Annotated in this window: 18 protein-coding genes; 10 read left to right on the top strand and 8 right to left on the bottom strand. The window is 62.1% G+C overall.

The features are described 5' to 3' along the window. Nucleotides 1-52: 52 nt before the first annotated feature. On the bottom strand, nt 53-364 hold the full coding sequence (locus tag SynA1562_RS12660; RefSeq protein ID WP_186494134.1) for a hypothetical protein: 312 nt from the start codon (nt 362-364) through the stop codon (nt 53-55). A 278-nt stretch (nt 365-642) separates the two neighbouring features. Between SynA1562_RS12660 and SynA1562_RS12655 the strand changes: the two genes are divergently transcribed. After that, on the top strand, nt 643-1,107 hold the full coding sequence (locus SynA1562_RS12655) for a nitrate reductase associated protein (protein WP_186494133.1): 465 nt from the start codon (nt 643-645) through the stop codon (nt 1,105-1,107). On the opposite strand, the gene SynA1562_RS12650 is transcribed toward SynA1562_RS12655, so the two are convergent. Beyond that, on the bottom strand, nt 1,088-3,319 hold the full coding sequence (locus SynA1562_RS12650) for a nitrate reductase (protein WP_186494132.1): 2,232 nt from the start codon (nt 3,317-3,319) through the stop codon (nt 1,088-1,090). The two genes, SynA1562_RS12655 and SynA1562_RS12650, sit on opposite strands and share 20 nt — an antisense overlap. 82 nt (nt 3,320-3,401) lie before the next feature. Then, a complete protein-coding gene (locus SynA1562_RS12645) occupies nt 3,402-4,943 on the bottom strand; it encodes a NarK family nitrate/nitrite MFS transporter (protein ID WP_006852085.1) in 1,542 nt (513 codons plus the stop codon). 262 nt (nt 4,944-5,205) lie between these two features. Here SynA1562_RS12645 and SynA1562_RS12640 point away from each other — a divergent pair, with 262 nt between their 5' ends. The 3 genes from SynA1562_RS12640 (at nt 5,206) to SynA1562_RS12630 (ending at nt 7,413) form a co-directional block, all read left to right on the top strand. Beyond that, nucleotides 5,206-5,802, top strand: coding sequence for a molybdenum cofactor guanylyltransferase (locus SynA1562_RS12640; RefSeq protein ID WP_232202427.1), 597 nt, complete (start codon nt 5,206-5,208; stop codon nt 5,800-5,802). After that, on the top strand, nt 5,799-6,842 hold the full coding sequence (moaA, locus tag SynA1562_RS12635; protein ID WP_186494131.1) for a GTP 3',8-cyclase MoaA: 1,044 nt from the start codon (nt 5,799-5,801) through the stop codon (nt 6,840-6,842). The genes SynA1562_RS12640 and moaA overlap by 4 nt, the downstream gene beginning before the upstream one ends. 79 nt (nt 6,843-6,921) lie before the next feature. After that, entirely contained in the window at nt 6,922-7,413 is a 492-nt protein-coding gene (locus tag SynA1562_RS12630) for a redox protein (protein ID WP_186495447.1), read from the top strand. Here the strand turns inward: SynA1562_RS12630 and SynA1562_RS12625 are convergent. The 3 genes from SynA1562_RS12625 to SynA1562_RS12615 are packed head-to-tail and all read right to left on the bottom strand — an operon-like array spanning nt 7,401 to nt 10,737. After that, a complete protein-coding gene (locus SynA1562_RS12625) occupies nt 7,401-8,300 on the bottom strand; it encodes a transglutaminase family protein (protein WP_186494130.1) in 900 nt (299 codons plus the stop codon). The two genes, SynA1562_RS12630 and SynA1562_RS12625, sit on opposite strands and share 13 nt — an antisense overlap. Next, nucleotides 8,273-9,268 carry an alpha-E domain-containing protein gene (locus SynA1562_RS12620; protein ID WP_006851593.1) on the bottom strand — a complete coding sequence of 332 codons (996 nt, stop codon included), beginning with the start codon at nt 9,266-9,268 and terminating at the stop codon, nt 8,273-8,275. Before SynA1562_RS12620 ends, SynA1562_RS12625 begins: the two co-directional genes overlap by 28 nt. Further along, complete coding sequence (locus tag SynA1562_RS12615; RefSeq protein WP_186494129.1) at nt 9,262-10,737, bottom strand: circularly permuted type 2 ATP-grasp protein; 1,476 nt, start codon at nt 10,735-10,737, stop codon at nt 9,262-9,264. Before SynA1562_RS12615 ends, SynA1562_RS12620 begins: the two co-directional genes overlap by 7 nt. A 317-nt stretch (nt 10,738-11,054) precedes the next feature. Between SynA1562_RS12615 and SynA1562_RS12610 the strand changes: the two genes are divergently transcribed. The 6 genes from SynA1562_RS12610 (at nt 11,055) to SynA1562_RS12585 (ending at nt 17,997) form a co-directional block, all read left to right on the top strand. Then, entirely contained in the window at nt 11,055-12,485 is a 1,431-nt protein-coding gene (locus SynA1562_RS12610; protein ID WP_186494128.1) for a sodium:solute symporter family protein, read from the top strand. Then, on the top strand, nt 12,482-12,631 hold the full coding sequence (locus SynA1562_RS12605; protein ID WP_006849834.1) for a hypothetical protein: 150 nt from the start codon (nt 12,482-12,484) through the stop codon (nt 12,629-12,631). Before SynA1562_RS12610 ends, SynA1562_RS12605 begins: the two co-directional genes overlap by 4 nt. A gap of 161 nt (nt 12,632-12,792) precedes the next feature. Beyond that, on the top strand, nt 12,793-13,908 hold the full coding sequence (locus tag SynA1562_RS12600; RefSeq protein WP_186494127.1) for an aspartate carbamoyltransferase: 1,116 nt from the start codon (nt 12,793-12,795) through the stop codon (nt 13,906-13,908). A gap of 9 nt (nt 13,909-13,917) precedes the next feature. After that, entirely contained in the window at nt 13,918-15,942 is a 2,025-nt protein-coding gene (gene asnB, locus SynA1562_RS12595; protein WP_186494126.1) for an asparagine synthase (glutamine-hydrolyzing), read from the top strand. 94 nt (nt 15,943-16,036) lie between these two features. After that, nucleotides 16,037-17,326 carry a Zn-dependent hydrolase gene (locus SynA1562_RS12590; protein WP_186494125.1) on the top strand — a complete coding sequence of 430 codons (1,290 nt, stop codon included), beginning with the start codon at nt 16,037-16,039 and terminating at the stop codon, nt 17,324-17,326. Next, a complete protein-coding gene (locus SynA1562_RS12585) occupies nt 17,323-17,997 on the top strand; it encodes a DUF1028 domain-containing protein (RefSeq protein ID WP_186494124.1) in 675 nt (224 codons plus the stop codon). The genes SynA1562_RS12590 and SynA1562_RS12585 overlap by 4 nt, the downstream gene beginning before the upstream one ends. Before the next feature lie 83 nt (nt 17,998-18,080). Here SynA1562_RS12585 and SynA1562_RS12580 read toward each other — a convergent pair whose 3' ends face one another. Continuing rightward, nucleotides 18,081-18,299 (bottom strand): hypothetical protein, encoded by a 219-nt coding sequence (locus SynA1562_RS12580; RefSeq protein ID WP_186494123.1) that lies wholly within the window; start codon nt 18,297-18,299, stop codon nt 18,081-18,083. Nucleotides 18,300-18,379: 80 nt separating this feature from the next. Then, nucleotides 18,380-18,547: a DUF4278 domain-containing protein gene (locus SynA1562_RS12575; RefSeq protein WP_114988753.1), complete on the bottom strand. Its 168-nt coding sequence runs from the start codon at nt 18,545-18,547 to the stop codon at nt 18,380-18,382. Nucleotides 18,548-18,713 lie beyond the last annotated feature (166 nt).

The raw sequence follows: 18,713 nt of genomic DNA, 5'->3' as shown, positions 1-18,713 counted from the left end.
GCCGGCACCTTATGCGGGCCGGCTGGTGGGCTGTGCTAAGTGGGCAGTGCGATCAGCGCTCGCCGAAGGTAGACCAGAGGGTGGCTTCGGAGCCCACAACAGGCTCAACGGCAGGCTGGATGGCAGCAGCGGGTTGGGCCGTTGCGGCTGTGTTGGCACTGGCGATGTCGCGCTCGGCCAAGGGAGCCCAGAGAGCGGCAGGACCGGCGATCACCGGTTCCACGACAGCGGCACCGGCCTGAACGGAGGCCGTCTGGCTGCGCACCAGTTGCACGGCGAGGGAACCAACGATGAAGGCACCCAGGAAACCTGCGGCCAGGGTGATGGGGCTGCGGCCGGAAGCGGACGAGATGCTGCTGGTCACGGCAGAAACTCTTTGAACAGAGCTTCAGTATGGAAAAAATTGGTGTGAACGACTACTAAACGGGTTGAATTGTGTAGCGGAATTAACAGTTTCTATGGAATCAAAGCCCTGCATGGGTTGCTGTTGGAGTGCTTCAGCCGTGACCCATCCATGGGACATTCCCAGCAACATTCCGAGGGAGAGGGCGAAGCGCACAGGCCGAGATTTGTATCGGAACAAACATCTCTGTTTGCGTGGACTTCCGTTGTCATCATTGACACCGATCAAGGCTTTGGTTGATGTCCAGCCGTTGTGATTCCGCCAGCCATTGCTTTGCCTTTGAACAGGACTTCATTGGCAACTGGCGCTGCATCCCTCTGTGTGTGCGACGCAAATTGGATCTGTGTGGGGTGAAGTTGAAGCTCAACCACTGGCTTGAGCTTTCCCAGGAGCAACGTCAAGCCCTGGTGGATTGGCCGGATGCGGCCGATGCTCTCGAGCAGCTTCGCCAACACCTGCGCGCTTGCACGCGCTCCATGGCCGATGGCATGGTCAAGGATCTGCCACCGGTGAGCGGTGCTCCCTGGCAGCAGACGGAGCTGCCCGCTGCGGTGCAGGAGGCGGCCACAGTGCGCGGTGTGGTGCTGACCCTGGAGCAGTGGACCCAACTCAGTGAGCTGGATCGCTTTGCCTTGTGCAAGTTGGCCCGGCCTGGGCACGACCACCACAACCTTGAGGCAGCCTTCAGCGAAGTGCTGGTGTGAGTAGCCGTCGCAGGGCCTCCAATCGTCCTTTCTGCTGTTCAACGGGCTTCACCACCGAGACAGCGGGAGCCACGATCACCGCGCAGGCCTTGAGTTCAGGCTGCTTTGACACCGGGCAGGCCTCGTCGTGCATGAGGGTGTTGGCTTCGCAGGCCTTCTCCTGGGTGAATCCCCAGTGCATCGGCAGGAAGACCGATCCACGCCGGATGCGATCGGTGACTTTCACCGTGGCGGTGAGGTGGCCGCGGCGTGAGCTGATCGCCGCCAGTTCGCCGTTGCGCAATTTCAACTCCTGCGCGTCACCGGGGTGAATCTCCAGCAGCGGCTCGGGATGCTGTTTCATCAGCCGTTCCACCTTGCCGGTGCGGGTCATCGTGTGCCACTGGCCCAGGTAGCGGCCCACCGTGAGCACCAGCGGATAGGTGTCGCAGGGGGGTTCCGCCAGTCCCAGCGGTTGATCGGTGCTGAAGCGGGCACGTTTGTTGGGGGTGGCGAACAGATGGTTTTCGTAGAGGCGTTTGGCCTCTGTGGTGGGGGTGCTGCCACTGGGATAGGGCCATTGCTGCGGTCCTGCGCCTTCCAGCAGTTCATGGCTGAGGCCGCTCACATCGCAGAGCCTGCCCTGGGTAAGAGCCGTGAATTCGGCGTAAACCTCAGCCGCTGAATCGAAGTCGAACTGCTCGCTGTAGCCCAGGCGCCGGCCCACCTCGGCAAACACCTCCCAGTCGGGACGGCTCTCGCCGAAGCGGCGCCGGTAGGCCGGGCAGTAAGTGACCCGCCGTTCGGAATTCGTCATGGCGCCGGCCTTCTCGCTCCACTGGGCTGCGGGCAACAACAGATGGGCGTAGTGGGATGTTTCCGAGTCGGCGTAGGCCTCGCTCACCACCACCAGCGGGCACTTCTGCATGGCTGACTTCACCCGGTCGAGATCCGGGAGGCTCACTAGGGGGTTGGTGGCGGCCACCCACCACAGATCCAGCGCCTCCTGCTCCATGGCTTCGATCTGCTGCCAGGCCGCCAATCCGGGCTTGGCGTTGATTCGTCCTGCCGGCAGTTGCCAGGCCTGTTCCACTTCGGTGCGGTGTTCGGCGTTGGCCACGAGGCGGTAGCCCGGCAGCAGGTGGGCTAGGCCTCCGGCCTCGCGTCCGCCCATGGCGTTGGGTTGGCCGGTGAGGGAAAACGGGCCCGCGCCTTGCTTGCCGATCTGTCCGGTGAGCAGATGCAGATTGATCAATCCCTGCACCACGGCCGTTCCTTCACGGCGTTGGTTCACCCCCATCGACCAGAGGCTGAGCACCTTCTCGCGCCGGTGGAACAGCGCCGCCACTTCCCGCAGGCGTTTTTCGGGGATGTTGCAGAACAGGGCCACCCGTCTTGGGGTCCAGCGGGCGGCGACGTCAAAAAAGGCGTCGTAATTCTCGGTGTGGTCGTCGATGAAGGCCGGATCCTGGCCGTTTTCGCGCAGCACCAAGTGGGCAATGCCGTGCAGCAGGGCAAGGTCGCTGCCCGGTGCTATCGGCAAGTGGATATCGGCGGCTTTGGCGGTGTCGGTGCGGCGTGGATCCACCACCACGATCTTGACGCTGCCTGGGTTTTTGCGTTTTCGCTTCAGCAGCCGCTGGAACAACACCGGGTGGCATTCGGCCGTGTTGGTGCCGATCAGAAACGCCACTGTGCAGTGGTCGAGGTCCTCATAGCTGCAGGGGGGACCATCGGAGCCCAGGCTGCGGGTGTAGCCCGCCACCGCTGAGCTCATGCACAGTCGCGAGTTGGCGTCGAAATTGTTGGTGCCCAGGGCGCCTTTGAGCAGTTTCTGGGCGAGGTAGTAATCCTCGGTGTGGAACTGACCGGAGCCGTACATGGCGATGCCATCGGCGTTGCCCCGCCGGGCCACGCTCGCCTGGATCTGGCTGGTGATTTTGTTCAGGGCGTCGTCCCAGCTGATCGGCGCGAAGTCGTCCTCCAGGGTCGGGCGGAAGAGGGGTTGGCGCAGGCGGCCTGGGGCCAGGGTTTCGCCGACGGTGGCGCCCTTGATGCAGACCTGGCCAAGGCTGGAGGGGTGTCCGCGGTCGCCGCGGGCGGTCCACATCGGGTTGCCTTCGGCATCCCGTTTCACGGCCTCACCCTTCACTGCAGGAGGCAAAAGCTCCAGACCACAACCCACGCCGCAGTAAGGGCACTGGCTGCGCACGCTGCGGGGTGAGTTGGTCATGCAGGAACCAAAAAAAGAACAAAACCCGGAGCCGAAGCTCCGGGTCGTTATGCAGTGACAGGGTGCTGCGGAGGGAGATGGATCAGGCGGTTTCGCCTTCGTGCAGGTCTGCGAAGGATCCCTTGGGCTCCTTCAGGAAGAAGAAGCAGAAGAAGGCCACGATCAGACCGGCCACGCCCAGGATCTGGAAGAAGGCACTGTTGGAAGCCGCGATCACCTCGGGGGTGGGCTCGCCGCCGCCGCCCATCCACATCGGCAGGAGGCTGAAGATGGTCAGGTAGGTCACAGCGCCAACGTTGCCGTAGGCACCCACCAGGCCGGCCACCTGACCGGTGACGCGACGCTTCACCAGGGGCACCAGCGCGAAGGTGGCGCCTTCACCGGACTGCACGAAGAAGGAGGCGAGCATGGTGATCACCACGGCAACGGCAATGCCGGTGGTACCGGTGAAGGTGCCGGGCTTGATCATGCTCATCACCAGGTAGCCCACGCCGAGTCCGGCGGTGAGGAAGCCCATGGTGTTCTTGCGGCTGCCGACGCGGTCGGAGATAAGACCGCCAGCAGGACGGGCGACCAGGTTCACGAAAGCGAAGCAGGACGCCAGGATTCCGGCGGTGGCCTTCGGCAGATCGAAGGTGGTTTCAAAGAAGGTGGGCAGCATCGAAACCACGGCCAGTTCGGAGCCGAAGTTCACGATGTAGGTGAGCTCGAGGATCGCCACCTGGCGGAACTCATAGCGATCTTCCTTGGGATAAACCTTGTTGCCGAGGATCAGGTCGCGGTTGGTGCGGATGATTCCCCAGGTCTGGAAGGCAAACCAGACGGCGACGGCGCCGAGGGCCAGGGGGTAGGTGCTTGCGGTGAGGAAGCCCACCTTGGTCAGGCGCCAGCAGAGCACGCAGAGGATGGCTGCGAAGGGCACGTTCATGCCCAGCAGGCCCCAGAAGTCGCGCATCGAGGTGACTTCCAGACCTGCGGTTTTCGCAGGGCGCTGATACGTCTTGCCGGGGGGGGTGTCGGTGACGTTGAAGAAGTAGAAGCAGCCGTAGACGGCGGAGACGATGCCGGTCAGAGCGATCGCACCGCGCCAGTTCAGAACAGCGCCAGTGGGCAGTTCGAAGCCGCCGGAGAAGGAGAGGAAGCCAGCGAGGGCCACCATGGTCAGGGCGGAGAAGGCGGAGCCGAAGTTGCCCCAGCCGCCATAGATGCCTTCAGCCAGGCCGATTTCCTTGGGCGGGAACCACTCGGCCACCATGCGGATGCCGATCACGAAGCCGGCGCCAACGATGGAGAGCAGCAGACGGGCCACCACCAGCTGGTTGAAGTCCTGAGCGGACGCAAACAGCAGGCAGGGAATCGCCGAGAACACCAGGATCGAGGAGTAGGTGATCCGGGGTCCGAATTTGTCCAGGAGCATGCCGATCAGCACGCGCGCCGGAATGGTGAGGGCCACGTTGCAGATGGCCACGGTGCGGATCTGACCAACGGTCAGACCCAGGTCCGCTTTCACGGTGGTGGCCAGAGGGGCCAGGTTGAACCAGACCACGAAGGTCAGGAAGAAGGCGATCCAGGTCAGGTGAAGGGTTCGGTACCTGCCCTGGAACGACCAAAGGTCGCCAAGCATTGAGGAAAAGAGAAGGAACCTCGGGCTTCAAAAGGAAAGGTGCCCGGGGATGGCAAAACGGTCGAAAAGAGAATCCGTTTAACCCGCGCAGTTAATCAATTCGCCGACCCCTTGTTTGGTCAGATTGGTTACCGATTTGTGTTTTTGTGTTTCCGGGCAAACATCAATGGGGCTGATTGATCGGATCAGGTGATCTTGTGCCGCAGCGGTTTGGTAGCGGTTGCAACTTTTGTGGGTTGTTGGACTTTGCTGGTGCAGATTGTTGGTCGACGATGTGAATCAAGGCTTGCGGGTTTGTGTGCTCAGTGGCGGAAGCAGCCGTCGCATGGGGCGTGACAAGGCCCTCTTGCCGCACCCCTGCGGTGGTGTCTGGCTCACGGCCCTGGTTGACCAGCTGTTGCCGCTGGGTCATCCGGTGCAGGTGTTGAGTCGTCATCCCGTGCACGCAGAGCTGCTGGCCCACCGGCCCGGATGTTCCGTGGTGCTGGAGTCCCCTCCCTGGAATGGCCCCCTGCAGGCGCTGGCCAGGCTGTTGCCGTCTCAGCCTGGGGAGGCCTTGTTGGTGCTGCCGGTGGACATGCCGCGTTTGCGCACGGCCGTTGTCCAGCAGCTGATCGCAGCCTGGAATCGTGCCCCGGAGCAAGCAGCGGTGGCCCATGACGGGCAACGGCTGCAGCCGTTGCTGGCGGTGATCCCCTCCGGTTCTCCCTTCCGCTCCTGCCTTGATCAGCAACTGCAACGCGGAGAGTTGCGCTGGATGGATTGGTTGACCTGCGTTCCCCATCAGGCGGTGCGCTTGCCTGCAGAGGCGTTGGTGAATGCCAATTGCCCCGCAGATCTGGCAGCGTTGGAGGGATGAGCACGTCGCTGCCGCTTGCGGACCGCCTCAACCGGCCCATCGGGGTGCTGCGGTTGTCGCTCACGGCCCGCTGCAATCTCGCCTGTCCGTACTGCTGTCCGGATGTGGAGGAGCCCCCTGGCCTGCTCACCCTTGAGCAGCAGATTCGCGTGATTCGTGTGGCCACGCGCCTGGGAGTACAGACGTTGCGGCTCACCGGTGGAGAGCCGTTGTTGAGTCGGCGTTTGTTGCCTTTGCTGGAGGCGGTGGCGCAGACCCGGCGGGATCGTTCGGATCCGATGGCTGGTTTGCAGGCCGTGGCGCTCACCAGCAACGGGGTGCTGTTGTCGGAACCGATGGCGCGGGCGTTGCGTGCCGCAGGGCTGGATCGCATCACCATCAGCCTGGATGCGGCGGAAGGGGAAGCAGCGGCGCGCATGGCTGGTCTCCAGGGTGGTGCCGTGGCTGGTGAACGCCTGGTGCGCCAGGTGCAGGACGGCATTGCGGCGGCCTGCGCCGCTGGCTTTGACCCCTCACGCGGTGAGCTCAAACTCAATGCCGTGATCCAACGGGGGATCAATGACGATCAGCTGTTGCCTTTGGCCGCTTTGGCGCGGCAGCAGGGGATGGAGCTGCGTTTGATCGAATACATGGATGTGGGCAACCGCAACCAGTGGACGCTGGACCAGGTGCTGCCGGCGGCGCAGATGGTGGAGCGCATTCACGCCCGTTGGCCTCTTGAACCGCTGGGTCGACCGCGGGGTGGCACGGCCCGGCGTTGGCGCTATGGCGATGGTGCCGGATCCATCGGTGTGATTGCCTCCATCAGTGAGCCGTTCTGCGGGGATTGCAACCGCTTGCGTGTCACCGCTGATGGGCAGGCATTCACCTGCCTGTTCTCCGCTGAAGGCACCGATCTGAAGCCCGCGCTCGCATCTGAGCTTCAGCTTGAGCAGGCCATGCGCCAGCTCTGGCAGCGGCGCCAAGACCGCTACAGCGAGGAGCGTGATCCAGGCGCCGCTGCGTCAACCCATGCGGAAATGGCGTATCTGGGGGGCTGAACCGTCGTGATCGTCACCGTTTTTGCGTGATGCCCTCGGTACAACGGGGCAGCTGAAGGATCCCTCAGGATCCATCGACATGTTTGAACTGCTGGCCTACGAGCGCTTCCGCGACACCCCGTCGGTTCGTTTTTTCGACGTCACCGTGGACACCTCGAACGCGCGTGATCTGGTGATTCACAGCGGCCCGGCGGTGTCGCCCCCCAACGACCCGGAGAGCGGAGCGTGGCAGTTCTATCTGCATCCTCATCAGGAAGACAATCTGCTCGCGGCCAGTGGCGGCAGAACCTTCTTCCTTGTGAACCTGGCCTGGGAACAGCCGTTCCACATCGTTCGGCTCGAGAGCGGTGGTGACATCCTTCGCATCCCTCCTGGCACTTTCCACCGGTCGATCTCCGATCCCGATGGTTCCGTCGTTCTGAACCAGGCGGTTCGTGAGGAGGGCGCTTCTCTGGTGCGTGAATTCCGCGTCTACAACAGCGCCGAGATCCCGGCCTTGATGGCAGCCACCCATAGCTCGGCGCCGAAGCCCCAGTTGCACGGGCTGGAACCGTTGCTTCAGGCGGCCTGAACCAGGTTGCGTGAGGAGGTTTCCGTTGCGGAGGCTTCTTCGGTGATCTGAATCTGCCAGGTCAATTCACTGTTTGTTCCCGGGGGGCCGCTGAAGCTGCCGCTCACGGCTGCGGTGAGTTCCGGCTTGGAGGAGGTGGCCAGCACCACATAGCGTTCGTTGACTTCCATCCCGGCACTGGGGTCAAAGCCGCGCCAGCCCGCTCCCGGCAGGTAAACCTCTGCCCAGGCATGCAGGTCGTACTCCTTCGGGGGAGGTTGCTGCAGTTGATAGCCGCTCACAAATCGGGCGGGGAGACCCACCACGCGGCAGCAGGCCACCATCAGCATGGCCAGATCACGGCAGGAGCCGATCCGCTCGCGCAGGGTGCGACCCGCCGGCCAGGCGGGCCCCAAATGGCGTTGGGTGTATTTCACCCGCTCTTGAATCAGTTCAATCAGTTGCTTCAGAAAAGCCAGGGTCTGCTGGTTGCTGCCCATCAGGGCTTCCTGGGTGAGCTCGATGGCTGCGGGTTCGTGCTGACCGTTGGGCAACCAGCCCTCGAGGGCACCCTGCAGGTCGCTGTTGAGCTGGCCTTGCGGGTACGGAAGGGGTGGTTCTAGTCCGTTGAAGCAGCTTTCCAGCAGGGGTGCTGGCCGGGTCTCCACCAGGCTGCGGGCCTCAAAGACCAATTCATCGGTGCTGCCAAGAAAACGCAGCCGTTGGATTTCGTCGCCGCTGGCGGCCACCAGTTCCCGACGTTGCTCTGGTTCTGGCAGCACGCTGAGCTGATGCTCCAGCAGGGTCTGAAACCCCTGCCCCCGAGGCCTCAGACACAGGCGATGTTCCCCGAGGAAAACGGGGGCCTCATACCGATACGTCAGGCGGTGAACGATGAGAGCACGCATGCAGGATCGGTGGGGATGGAACGGAGGTCGGCGCTAGTGAAGTAGCGGGTCTGGATCAGGTTGTGGAGTTGGTTGAGGTCCTGCTGAAGCTGGTCAATGGCTTCATGCAGACCGGCTTCGATCAGGTTGTCGATCCGCACATAGCTCCAGCGGGCCAGGAGTTGTCCGCGCAAACAGTCGAGGTCATCCGGGGTGTCTTGGTTTGGCTGCTGCTGAATCTGTTGCAACGTGTCGCTGATGCCCTGCAGGCAGTACCGCACCGAGCGAGGAAAGATGGGGTCCAGCAGCAAAAAGCGGGCCACGGAGGCAGGGCTGATCGCGTGCTGCATGCTCTGCCGGTACATCTGATAAGCCCCCGCTGTGCGCAGCAGGGTGATCCATTGCAGTTCATCCAGCACGCCGCCCACCTCCTCAGGGGAGGGCAGGAGCAGGAAATATTTGACGTCGAGGATGCGGGAGGTTTTATCGGCCCGTTCGATTAGACGTCCCAGCTGACTAAACAGCCAACTCAGATCACGGCTCAAAGTGGTGTCGGTGATCCCGTACACGAGCTGGCAGCCGCGGCGGATGATCCGCAGTTGCTCCTGCACCGGTTCCCGCCAGATGTCTTCGTCGTCCTGCAGGCTCCAGTGCAGATCATTGATCTGCTCCCACATCTCCGTGGTGATCACATCCCTGATCTGCCGTGCGTTTTCCCGCGCCATCGCAATGCAACTCACGATGCTGTTGGGATTGCTGCGGTCCAGCAGCAGGAAGCGCACCACCTGTTTGGGCGTGGCACCGGGGTAGGCCGTATCGAAGCGGTGGCGATCCCCCGTCACCTCCACCAGCGGCAGCCACGGTTCGGCGCTGCCCGGAGGACAGTCCAATGCCATCGCTTCACTCACTTCCAGAAAGCGCGAGATGTTTTCGGCGCGTTCCAGATAGCGGTTGATCCAGTAGAGCGAATCGGCAACGCGGCTCAGCACGGCACAGCCTCCTGGGCTTGCGGTGCTGCCATCGTTTGATCGTCGACGATCCAGGTGTCCTTGCAGCCGCCGCCCTGGGACGAATTCACCACCAGCGAGCCACGCTTGAGGGCCACGCGCGTCAGCCCCCCTGGACTCACCCAGCTGCTTGCGCCGCGCAGCACATAGGGGCGCAGATCCACGTGGCAGGGGTAGAGCTCTCCGTCACTGAGGGACGGCACTGTGGAGAGTTGCAGCGTGGGCTGCGCGATGAAGTTGCGGGGATTCGCACGGATCTTCGTGTCGAAGTCCGCCAGCTCCGATCGGCTGGCCTGGGGGCCGATCAGCATTCCGTAGCCGCCGGCTTCCGCCACCGACTTCACCACCAGTTGCTCGAGGTGTTCGAGCACGTAGCGCTGATCGTCTGGCCGGGCACAGAGGTAGGTGGGAACGTTCTCGATGATCGGCTCCTCATCGAGGTAGTAGCGGATCATCGCCGGCACGTGGGCATAGATCAGCTTGTCGTCGGCGATGCCGGTGCCAGGGGCGTTGGCGATGGCGACCCGTCCTTGCCTTAGCACCTCGATCAGGCCCGGCACCCCCAGCATCGAGTCCTTACGGAACACGGTGGGATCAAGAAAATCATCGTCGATGCGGCGGTAGATCACATCCACGGGTTCCAGGCCATTGGTGCTGCGCATCCACACCCGTCCGCCTTCGCACACCAGATCGCGCCCCTCAACCAGGTGAATGCCCATTTCTTGGGCCAGATAGCTGTGTTCGAAATAGGCGCTGTTGAACACCCCGGGCGTCAGGATCGCCACGCGGGGGGTGTCACTCCAGGGCGCCAGGTCTTGAAGGGTGCGCAGCAGATGGGAGGGATAGTCGTCGATCGGTTGAACGGCACGTCCTTCGAACAGGCCAGAGAACAACCGTTTCATCACCCGACGGTTCTCGAGGAAGTAGGCCACCCCTGAAGGACAGCGCAGGTTGTCTTCCAGCACCCGCCAGGTGCCCTTGCCGTCGCGGATCAGGTCGAGCCCGGAGATGTGGCACCAGCGGTTGAGGGGCAGGCTGATGCCCTGCATCTGAGGTCGCCAACCGGAGGAACTTTCCACGTCTTCCCGTGGGATCACACCGTCGTTGAGGATCTGCTGGGGGCCATAGATGTCAGCGAGGAAGCAGTCGATGGCTTCCAGGCGTTGCAGCAGTCCCTTCTCCAGGGTGATCCAGTCGCTGCGGCCGATCAGCCGAGGCAAGGGATCGAAGGGGAGAATTCGTTCGCTGCCTTTGAGCCCGGAATCGTTGAGGCGGAAGGTGGCGCCGAGGCGACGCAGCAGCTGGCTGGCTGAGGCATGGCTGCGGTTGAGCTCGGGCAATCCCATCTGCCCCAGTGATGCGAGTAGTGGGGCCAGATCGGCGCGTGGTGTGGCCGTTTCACCGCAGAAATATTCGTCGAAGCCGACCGTCGGTTTGTAGTCGGTGAACATCCTGATCGCACAAGCCAGACCTATCCAAGGCGTCGCCCCACTCCACTTCGGGTGGTGGTTGCTACACATTCCGCAATTTCAGGCAAGAGGACGCTGGTCACCTGTTGTTTGGGTATCCGTAGGCACCTGAATCGAGGCCATGGGGCCAAGGGCAGGGTGCCTCCTTTGCTTATCTGTTTCTGGAGTTCAAACGCTCTTCGCCTTGGATGAATTGCTCTGGGCGCGTCTGATCTTTGCCCTTGGTGCCGTTGTGACTGCGGCGACGGTGGTGATGATTCTGCGCGGACACCTGTATTGGAACCGCAGGGGGTCGACGGATGTCCGCTGACTCGGTTCCCTTCCTTCAGCCAGGGATCGCCTGGGCGTTGGTGGTGCTGTTCTCTGTTCTCTGGGTGGCGCTGGGTATTGCCTGGGGCCGGCGCGGTCAAGGCAATGCTGATGACTACATGCTGGCGGGGCGCAACATCGGGCTTGCCCTGAGCACGGCCACGTTGATGGCCTCCTGGGTCACCGGCAACACCACCCTGCTCGCCCCTGAATTCGGCTACAAAACCGGCCTCTGGGGCATGTTCAGCTATGCCCTGGCCGGGCTTGGCCTGATTCTGTTCGCCCCCCTGGCCTCGCGGATCAAGCAGTTGATGCCCAACGGGCGCACCAGCGGGGACTTCATTCGCCTGCGCTACGGGCGTCTGGCCTGGTGGGTGTTCATGGTGATCACCGCGATCTACACCCTGGGCTTTCTGATGACCCAGGCGATGGGTGCTGGCCTGCTGCTGCAGGCGCTTTCAGGCTTTGATTACCACGTGGGAATGGTGTTGGTGATCGGTGTCGCCACCGTCTACACCCTGTTCGGCGGGATGCGGGCCGTGATCGGCACCGATTTCATCCAGTCGCTGTTGATCATGGTGCTGCTGGCGGTGGTGGCGGTGCTCGCCTTCCGTCAATTCCCGATGCCTGAGGTGCATGCCTCTTTGGTGGCCCGGCATCCCGATCGGCTTGATCTGCTGCTGCCGGCGGGCTTGTTGATCGCCTGGAATTCCGCCCTCTTTTCGATGGGCGAGGTCTTTCACAACAACATCTGGTGGTCCCGTGTTTTCGCCAGTCGGCGCTCGGTCGTGATGACCTCTTTTGTCTTGGGGGGCATCGCCTGGATGAGCGTGCCGATGGTGACGGGCTCCATTGGCCTGGTGGCCCTGGCCCGTGAGTTGCCCCTCGAGCAGGTGAACATGGTGTTTCCCGTGATGGCAGCCGATCTGCTCGGGGCCGGCGGCGCGGCCCTGGTGTTTGTGGTGGTGTTTGCCTCACTCACCTCCACCCTCGATTCGCTGCTTGCATCCACCGCCGATCTGTTGGCGGAGGATGTGTACTTCCGCCTGTTGCGGCCTCAGGCCAGCGACCTGCAGCTCAAGCAGGCGGCGCGGCTGATGGTGGTGGGACTGGCCGTCGTCACCCTGGCGCTGTCCTGGCCACGGCTGGATTCGCTTGCGTCGGTGCTGTTTTTCACCGGTGCCCTGGTGGCATCCACGGTCTGGCCTGTGGCCTGCGGTTTGTACTGGCGTACAGCCAACCGTAAGGCTGCCATTGCGGCCATGCTCGCCGGCAGCGTTGTGGGCCTGCTCGCCTATGTGCTGATCGCGCCTTACTGCGCTGCTGTGTTTTCGGCGGCCGTGTCGGCGATTGTGATGCTGATGGGCAGTCGGTTCTGGCCGGAACGCTTCGACTTCACCTTGTTGCAGGAGGAGGGATGATCCAAACGCTTCCTTTGATGGCCGGCCTTGTTGGTCTGTCTGGCTTTCAGTTTTTGCTGGTGGCCAGTCAGTTCGCCCTGGTGCTGTCGGTGCTCGTGTTGCTGCTGATCTGGTGGGTGGAATGGCGCAATGGCCGGGTTTGGTGATGTCTCCTTTAGCCGTCCACCCCAGCACAATCCTTTCCGGATCTTTGCTTAAGAAGCTGCTTCTTCGTGGACGCAGCAGTGTGGTTGTTGTTACCGGTGAAAGATGTAGTTCCTGGCTTTAGCACTCGGTTTGGCAAACAGAGTGTTGATCCGATTCCGCTATGGCACAGGCCAAAACAGCAGTTGTGGACGCGTCTTCGGTTCAGATTCGGTTTGAGCCGATGGGGCCCGATGTCTACGGGCAGAACCAACCCCAGGAGCTGCTGGCTGCCATCGCTGAAGACGTTGAGCCTTTGAAGGATTTGGTGGATCAGCACGTGGTGTCGATCCAACCGTTTCGCCCCGAGGTTTTGTTGCAGGTGTTTCGGCTGGCGGCGAAATTTGAGAGCAATCCAGATCGCTATTGCCGTCACAACACGCCGCTCACCGGCAAGATTCTGATCAACGCGTTTTACGAACCGAGCACGCGCACGCGGCTGTCTTTTGACAGTGCTTGGCACCGACTCGGCGGTACTTCCATCAACATCACCGACAGGGCCACCACAGGGATCGCCAAGGGCGAGTCTCTCGAAGATGTCGCCCATATGTTCAACAACTACGGCGATTGTGTGGTGCTTCGGGACAGCGATCCCGGTGCCGTTTACGCGATGACGTCCACCCTTCGGATCCCGATCATCAACGCTGGAAATGGGATCGATGAGCATCCCACCCAGGCGATGGCCGATCTATACACGATCTTCAAGTGGCGCCCCAAGCTTGCTGAAGCTGAAGTGGCACCCGCTGATCGGATTCGCATTGGGATTGTCGGAATCCCTTCGCGGATGCGAACGGTTCGCTCCCTGTTGAGGATCCTGGCCAAATTCCCGCAGACCGTGGACGAGGTGGTGGTGATTCACTCCCCCGAGTTGGAGCCGGATCAGCCGCTGTTCGACCCAGGACAGTTGGAGGAGCTTGAAGCTTGTGGGATGAAGGTGCGCTCCAGCACGGATCTTCAGGCTGAAGTGCCCGACTTGGATGTCGTTTACATCAATGCCATTGCCTGGGTCGGCGACTCCTATGAAGTACACGGCGGAGGATTCCGCCTCACCCGCGACATGCCGTTCAAACCGGAAGCGATCGTGCTCCATCCCTTGGCGCGGGGAGCGGAACTCAGCACCTGCCTGGATGACACGCCCCACAACTGGTATTTCAGCCAGGCCAGGGGAGCCGTGTTCCTGCGGATGGCCCTGCTCACCTGCATGGTGGATCGGGCCGAACGCGTGATGGATGTGATCTGAGGCGGGCTGATGTGCGGAATCGGAGGTGTTTTCAACGCAGACCGTCAACAGACGGTGGACCGCCAGCTGCTGGTCAACATGGCGGCGATTCAGGCCCATCGCGGGCCCGATGGCTTTGGCGTTGAGGTGCTCGATCAGGCTGGCGTCGGCTTCTGCCATGCCCGCCTTTCGATCATTGACCTGAATGAGTCACGGGCGCGGCAGCCCTTCCTCACCGATGACGGTGAGGTGCTGATGGCTCATAACGGTGAGTTCTACGACTTCCAGCGGATTCGGGCTGACCTCACCGCCCAGGGGGTGCGCTTCAGCAGCAAGAGCGATTCCGAGATCTTGTTGCGGCTGTACCAACGCCAGGGCTTGGAGGCGACTCTGCCTTTGTTGCGCGGTGAGTTCGCCTTCGCCTTGTTTGATCGGGCTGAAGACTGCCTTTACCTGGTGCGGGATCGCTTCGGCATCAAACCGCAGTACTGGGCGATGACGCCGGAGGGTCTGGTGTTCGGTTCCGAATTGAAGGTGCTGTTTGCCCATCCGGCGGTGGAGCGACGCTTCACCTCGGAGGGTCTGTTTCACCAGTTGATGCAGACCATGGTTCCCGGCACCACAGCCTTTGCAGGGGTGCATCAGGTGAAGCCCGGCCATGTGCTGAAGGTGCAACGGGTGAATGGGCATCTGGAGGTGTCGGAGACCACCTACTGGGACGTCGACTTTCCGCGCAAGGACAATCGGGACCCCAACCGGACTGAGGCAGAGCACATCGCTGCCGTCCGTGCGGCGTTGCTGGAAGCCGTTGAGCTGCGCATGGTGGCCGATGTGCCGGTGGGTTGTTACCTCTCCGGCGGCATCGACAGCTGTTCGATCCTCGGCTTGGCCTCAGCGGTGAGCCAGGCACCGGTGAAGGCGTTCACGATCGGCTTCGATGACGCGCGCTATGACGAGTCGCCGATTGCCCGTGAGATGGCCGAGGCCACCGGCGCCGAGCAGGATCTGATGCGTCTCTCGGGTCAGGAGCTCTATGGCCACATGGAACGCACCATCTGGCATGCCGAGCGAACGATCTACAACACCTTGGCGGTGGCCAAGTTCTTGATGAGCCGCCACGTCAACGACGTGGATTACAAGGTTGTGATGACTGGCGAAGGCTCAGATGAGCTGTTCGGTGGTTACCCCGCCTTTCGCCGCGACATGTTCCTCCACGGTTTGGATGACCTGCCGCAGGAGGAGCGCGCCAGCTGGGAAAGCCTGTTGCAGCAGTCCAATGCCCTGGTGCAGGGGGCGATGCTGGCTGAAAACGAGGTGGATGACCCCGATCTTGATGCGGTGGTTGGCTTCACCCCCAGCTGCCTGCAGCCCTGGCTGGCCTGCGCGCCCTTGGTGCCTGGGCTTCTGGCGGAGTCCCATGCCGCAGCCCTGAAGGATTACTCCCCGGGCAAGGCGATTGCCGAGCAACTGGATGCGGATCAACTGGACGGGCGCCATGCCCTGGACAAGGCCCAGTACGTCTGGATCAAGACCATGCTGGAGGGCCAGATCCTCACCTGGGGCGGCGACCGGGTTGACATGGCCAATTCCATGGAGGCGCGACCCGCCTTCCTCGATCACCATCTGGCAGCGGTGGCGGTGCAGGTGCCGCCTGAACTCCGGATCAAGGGGAAAACTGAGAAATACGTGCTTCGGGAAGCCATGGCGGGCCTGTTGCCGGAGGTGTTGTACCGGCGTGAGAAATTCGCCTTCATGGCCCCGCCAGCCCACACGGAGCCTGAGAAGTGGGAGCAGATGAAGCAGCTCGCCGACGACTACCTCAGCGATGAGGCGATCGATGCCGCTGGTTTGTTGAGCAAAGCCGGTGTGCGCGCTTTGTTCTTGCGTCATGAGGATCCGGCCACCAGCGATGCGGAGCGTGTGCAGATGGATGCGGTGATCAATCACCTGCTGGGTGTGCAGATGCTGCACCGCATGTTTGTGGCCGAAGACGTGCCAGCCCTGGCCCGTCGGGAGGCGGACCGCCTGGGCTGGCGGGTGCTGATGCCTGTTTGAATTCTTTGGTCAGGATTAAATCGTTGCGCTAGCTACAAGGCTCCGCGTGTTTTCGGGTGAATATTGACTTCCGTTTGAAACGAAGGTCACGGCATTGCCCACGCTCATCTCGGCTTCTCCGACCACCCCTGCAACCGGGATCGAGCCAAGCAAATTTGTCGCACGTCCGAACCGTGACCGGCTAATCGGAACGATTGAACAGTTGGCCAGTATTGGCGCTAAGCCCGACGGCAGCGTCTGTCGACGTGGGTTTTCGCCTGAGGATGTGCAGGGCCGTGAGTTGCTGGCCCACTGGATGAAGCAGCTCGGCATGCAGGTTCGTGTTGATGCTGCTGGCAACTTGATCGGACGCCTGGAGGGTCTCGATCCACACCGCCCTGCCCTGGTGACCGGGTCGCACCTCGACACGGTTCCCACTGGTGGACGCTTTGACGGTGCTCTGGGGGTGTTGGCCGGTCTGGAGGCTTGCCGCGCGCTTCAAGACCAGGGCCTGCGCCTGCGGCATGGCATCGAGTTGATCGCCTTTGCCGACGAGGAGTCGACCATGGTGGGCTGCAAGGGCTTGGCGGGCACGGCCTCCGATGACCCGGGGAGTTATGCCACCAGCAATGGCCAGCCTATTCAGGACAATCTGGCGCGCATCGGCGGGCATTGGCCCTCCCTGGCTTCGGCGCGACGCTCCGATGAGGCCTATGCCGCTTTCCTGGAGTTGCATGTTGAGCAAGGCGGTGTTCTCGAGCAACGCGGCGATGCCATCGGTGTTGTCGAGGGAGTTGTTGGTCAGCGTCGATTCAGCATCAATGTGAAGGGCCAGGCCAACCACGCCGGCACCACACCAATGGGATTGCGGCAGGACGCTCTCGTGGCGGCTTCGCGGATTGTTCTTGCCGTTGAGGCCATGGCCTCCCGTCATCCCGGAGATCCTGTGGCGACGGTGGGCCGACTGGAGGTTTGGCCCAATGCCGCCAACGTTGTTCCTGGTGCTGTCGCCCTGACGGTTGACCTCAGGGATGTGGATCCGGCCGTTCTCGATCAATTGGTGGAGGAGTTGATGCAGCAGGTGGAGAACATCGGTGCTGAAACGGGCTGTCCGATCGCGGTGGATCCCCAGTTCAGTGTTGATCCCACCCCTGCTGATGCTGTGGTGATGGCCACGATCGCGGAGGCCGCGGCCGATCTCGGCTTGTCTCACAGCCATCTCCCCAGTCGCGCCAGCCACGACGCGCAGGAGGTTGGCCGCCGTTGGCCGATGGGCATGATCTTTGTGCCCAGCCGGGGCGGCCTGAGTCATTCCGCTGCAGAGTTCACCAGTGACGAGCAGTGCTGGGCGGGCACCTCGGTGCTGCTGGAAACGTTGCTGCGGCTCGACCGTCAGCTGCCGTGACTTTTTCGATCCTGGCCCGTGATCCCAGCAACGGTCGCTTCGGCGTGGCGGTTGCCACCTGTCATCTGGCTGTTGGGTCCACCGTGCCTCACATCCGCGCCGGGGTTGGTGCCGTCGCCACCCAGGCCCACACCAATCCGTATCTGGGGATTTGTGGCCTTGAGCGCCTGGAGCAGAGTTCGGATGCTGAGAGCGTTCTGGCCAGCCTTCTTGCGGATGATCAGCACCGTAACCGGCGTCAGTTTCACCTGATCGATCTGGACGGTCGTACGGCCTGTTGGACGGGGCAGGATTGCGGCCCTTGGGCAGGGCATCGCCATCAGCGTGATCTGTCTGTTGCCGGCAATTGCTTGGTGGATGAGGGCGTGCTGGCAGCCATGGAGCAGGCCTTTCTCACCAGTGACCCCAGCTTGAAACTAGGCCGCCGCCTGATGCTGGCTCTGCTGGCCGGGGAAGCGTCCGGCGGTGACCATCGTTCTCCCTTCTGCACGTCAGCGGCGGTGCAGGTGAGCGGCGAAGCGGCTTTCCCGCTGTTGGATCTGCGCGTTGATTTTCACGAGCGCGCCGTGGAGCAGTTGATGGAGGTGTATGAGCGCAGTCAGGCCCTCTGGGCCCAGGAGTGGAGGGATGAACTGTCTGAGTTGCCGATGCTCAACCGTTTGGTGGCTTGAGCATTCACCATCGGTCACGCCACTAAAAAAGCCCTGCAACACAGCCGTGTGCAGGGCTTTAAGGGAATTCATTTCCGGAGTGTTCAGCTGGGGACGGATGCTTCCCACTCCACGTTCAGGCCGGCCTGACGTGCATCGGTGATCAAGTCATCGATGCAGTCCATGCCAAAGGCAGCCTGCCCAGACAGCAGGGCATCCCATTCCTGAGACGGAAAGTGGGTCTGCAGCCAGAAAACGCCGTGCACGCTGGAGGGATTCACCTGCACGAGGCCTTGGTCGAGGCGAGAAGCGATGAGATCCAACGTCGTTGCTGAAGCTGGATCTATTACGCCTCAGTTCTCGGAACTGGAATGTTCGAGTTGCTACGGATTGAGAAGTTGGCCTAGCGCGTGTAGCCCACGCCGCGGTAAACGAGCTGCACCGGAGTGCGATGGTTGTTGATCTGGCGGGCTTGGTACACGTTGCGGCGGTAAACGAGCTGCACCCCGGGCTTGCCCTGAGTGGCGTTGTTTTGCTGGTACTGATGCCCGCGGTAGAGAAGGGTGGTCATTGGATGGTCCTCGAAGCAAGCTCAGGTCCCCGTTCCATGGCCTGAGGCGAACTGCGCTTCGCGCGATGCGAAGTGAACGATCGGTAGCTGTTGCTACAGAAATATTCAAGCTCCTGTAAATCCCGAAGTGGTGTTCAGGTTGATACCTCTTCAGAAAAGTTTTTGG

The sequence above is a fragment of the Synechococcus sp. A15-62 genome (assembly GCF_014280075.1).
Taxonomy (GTDB): Bacteria; Cyanobacteriota; Cyanobacteriia; order PCC-6307; family Cyanobiaceae; genus Parasynechococcus.
The sequence above is the reverse complement of the archived record's forward strand: the minus strand, read 5'-3'. Positions and strand labels throughout refer to the sequence as shown.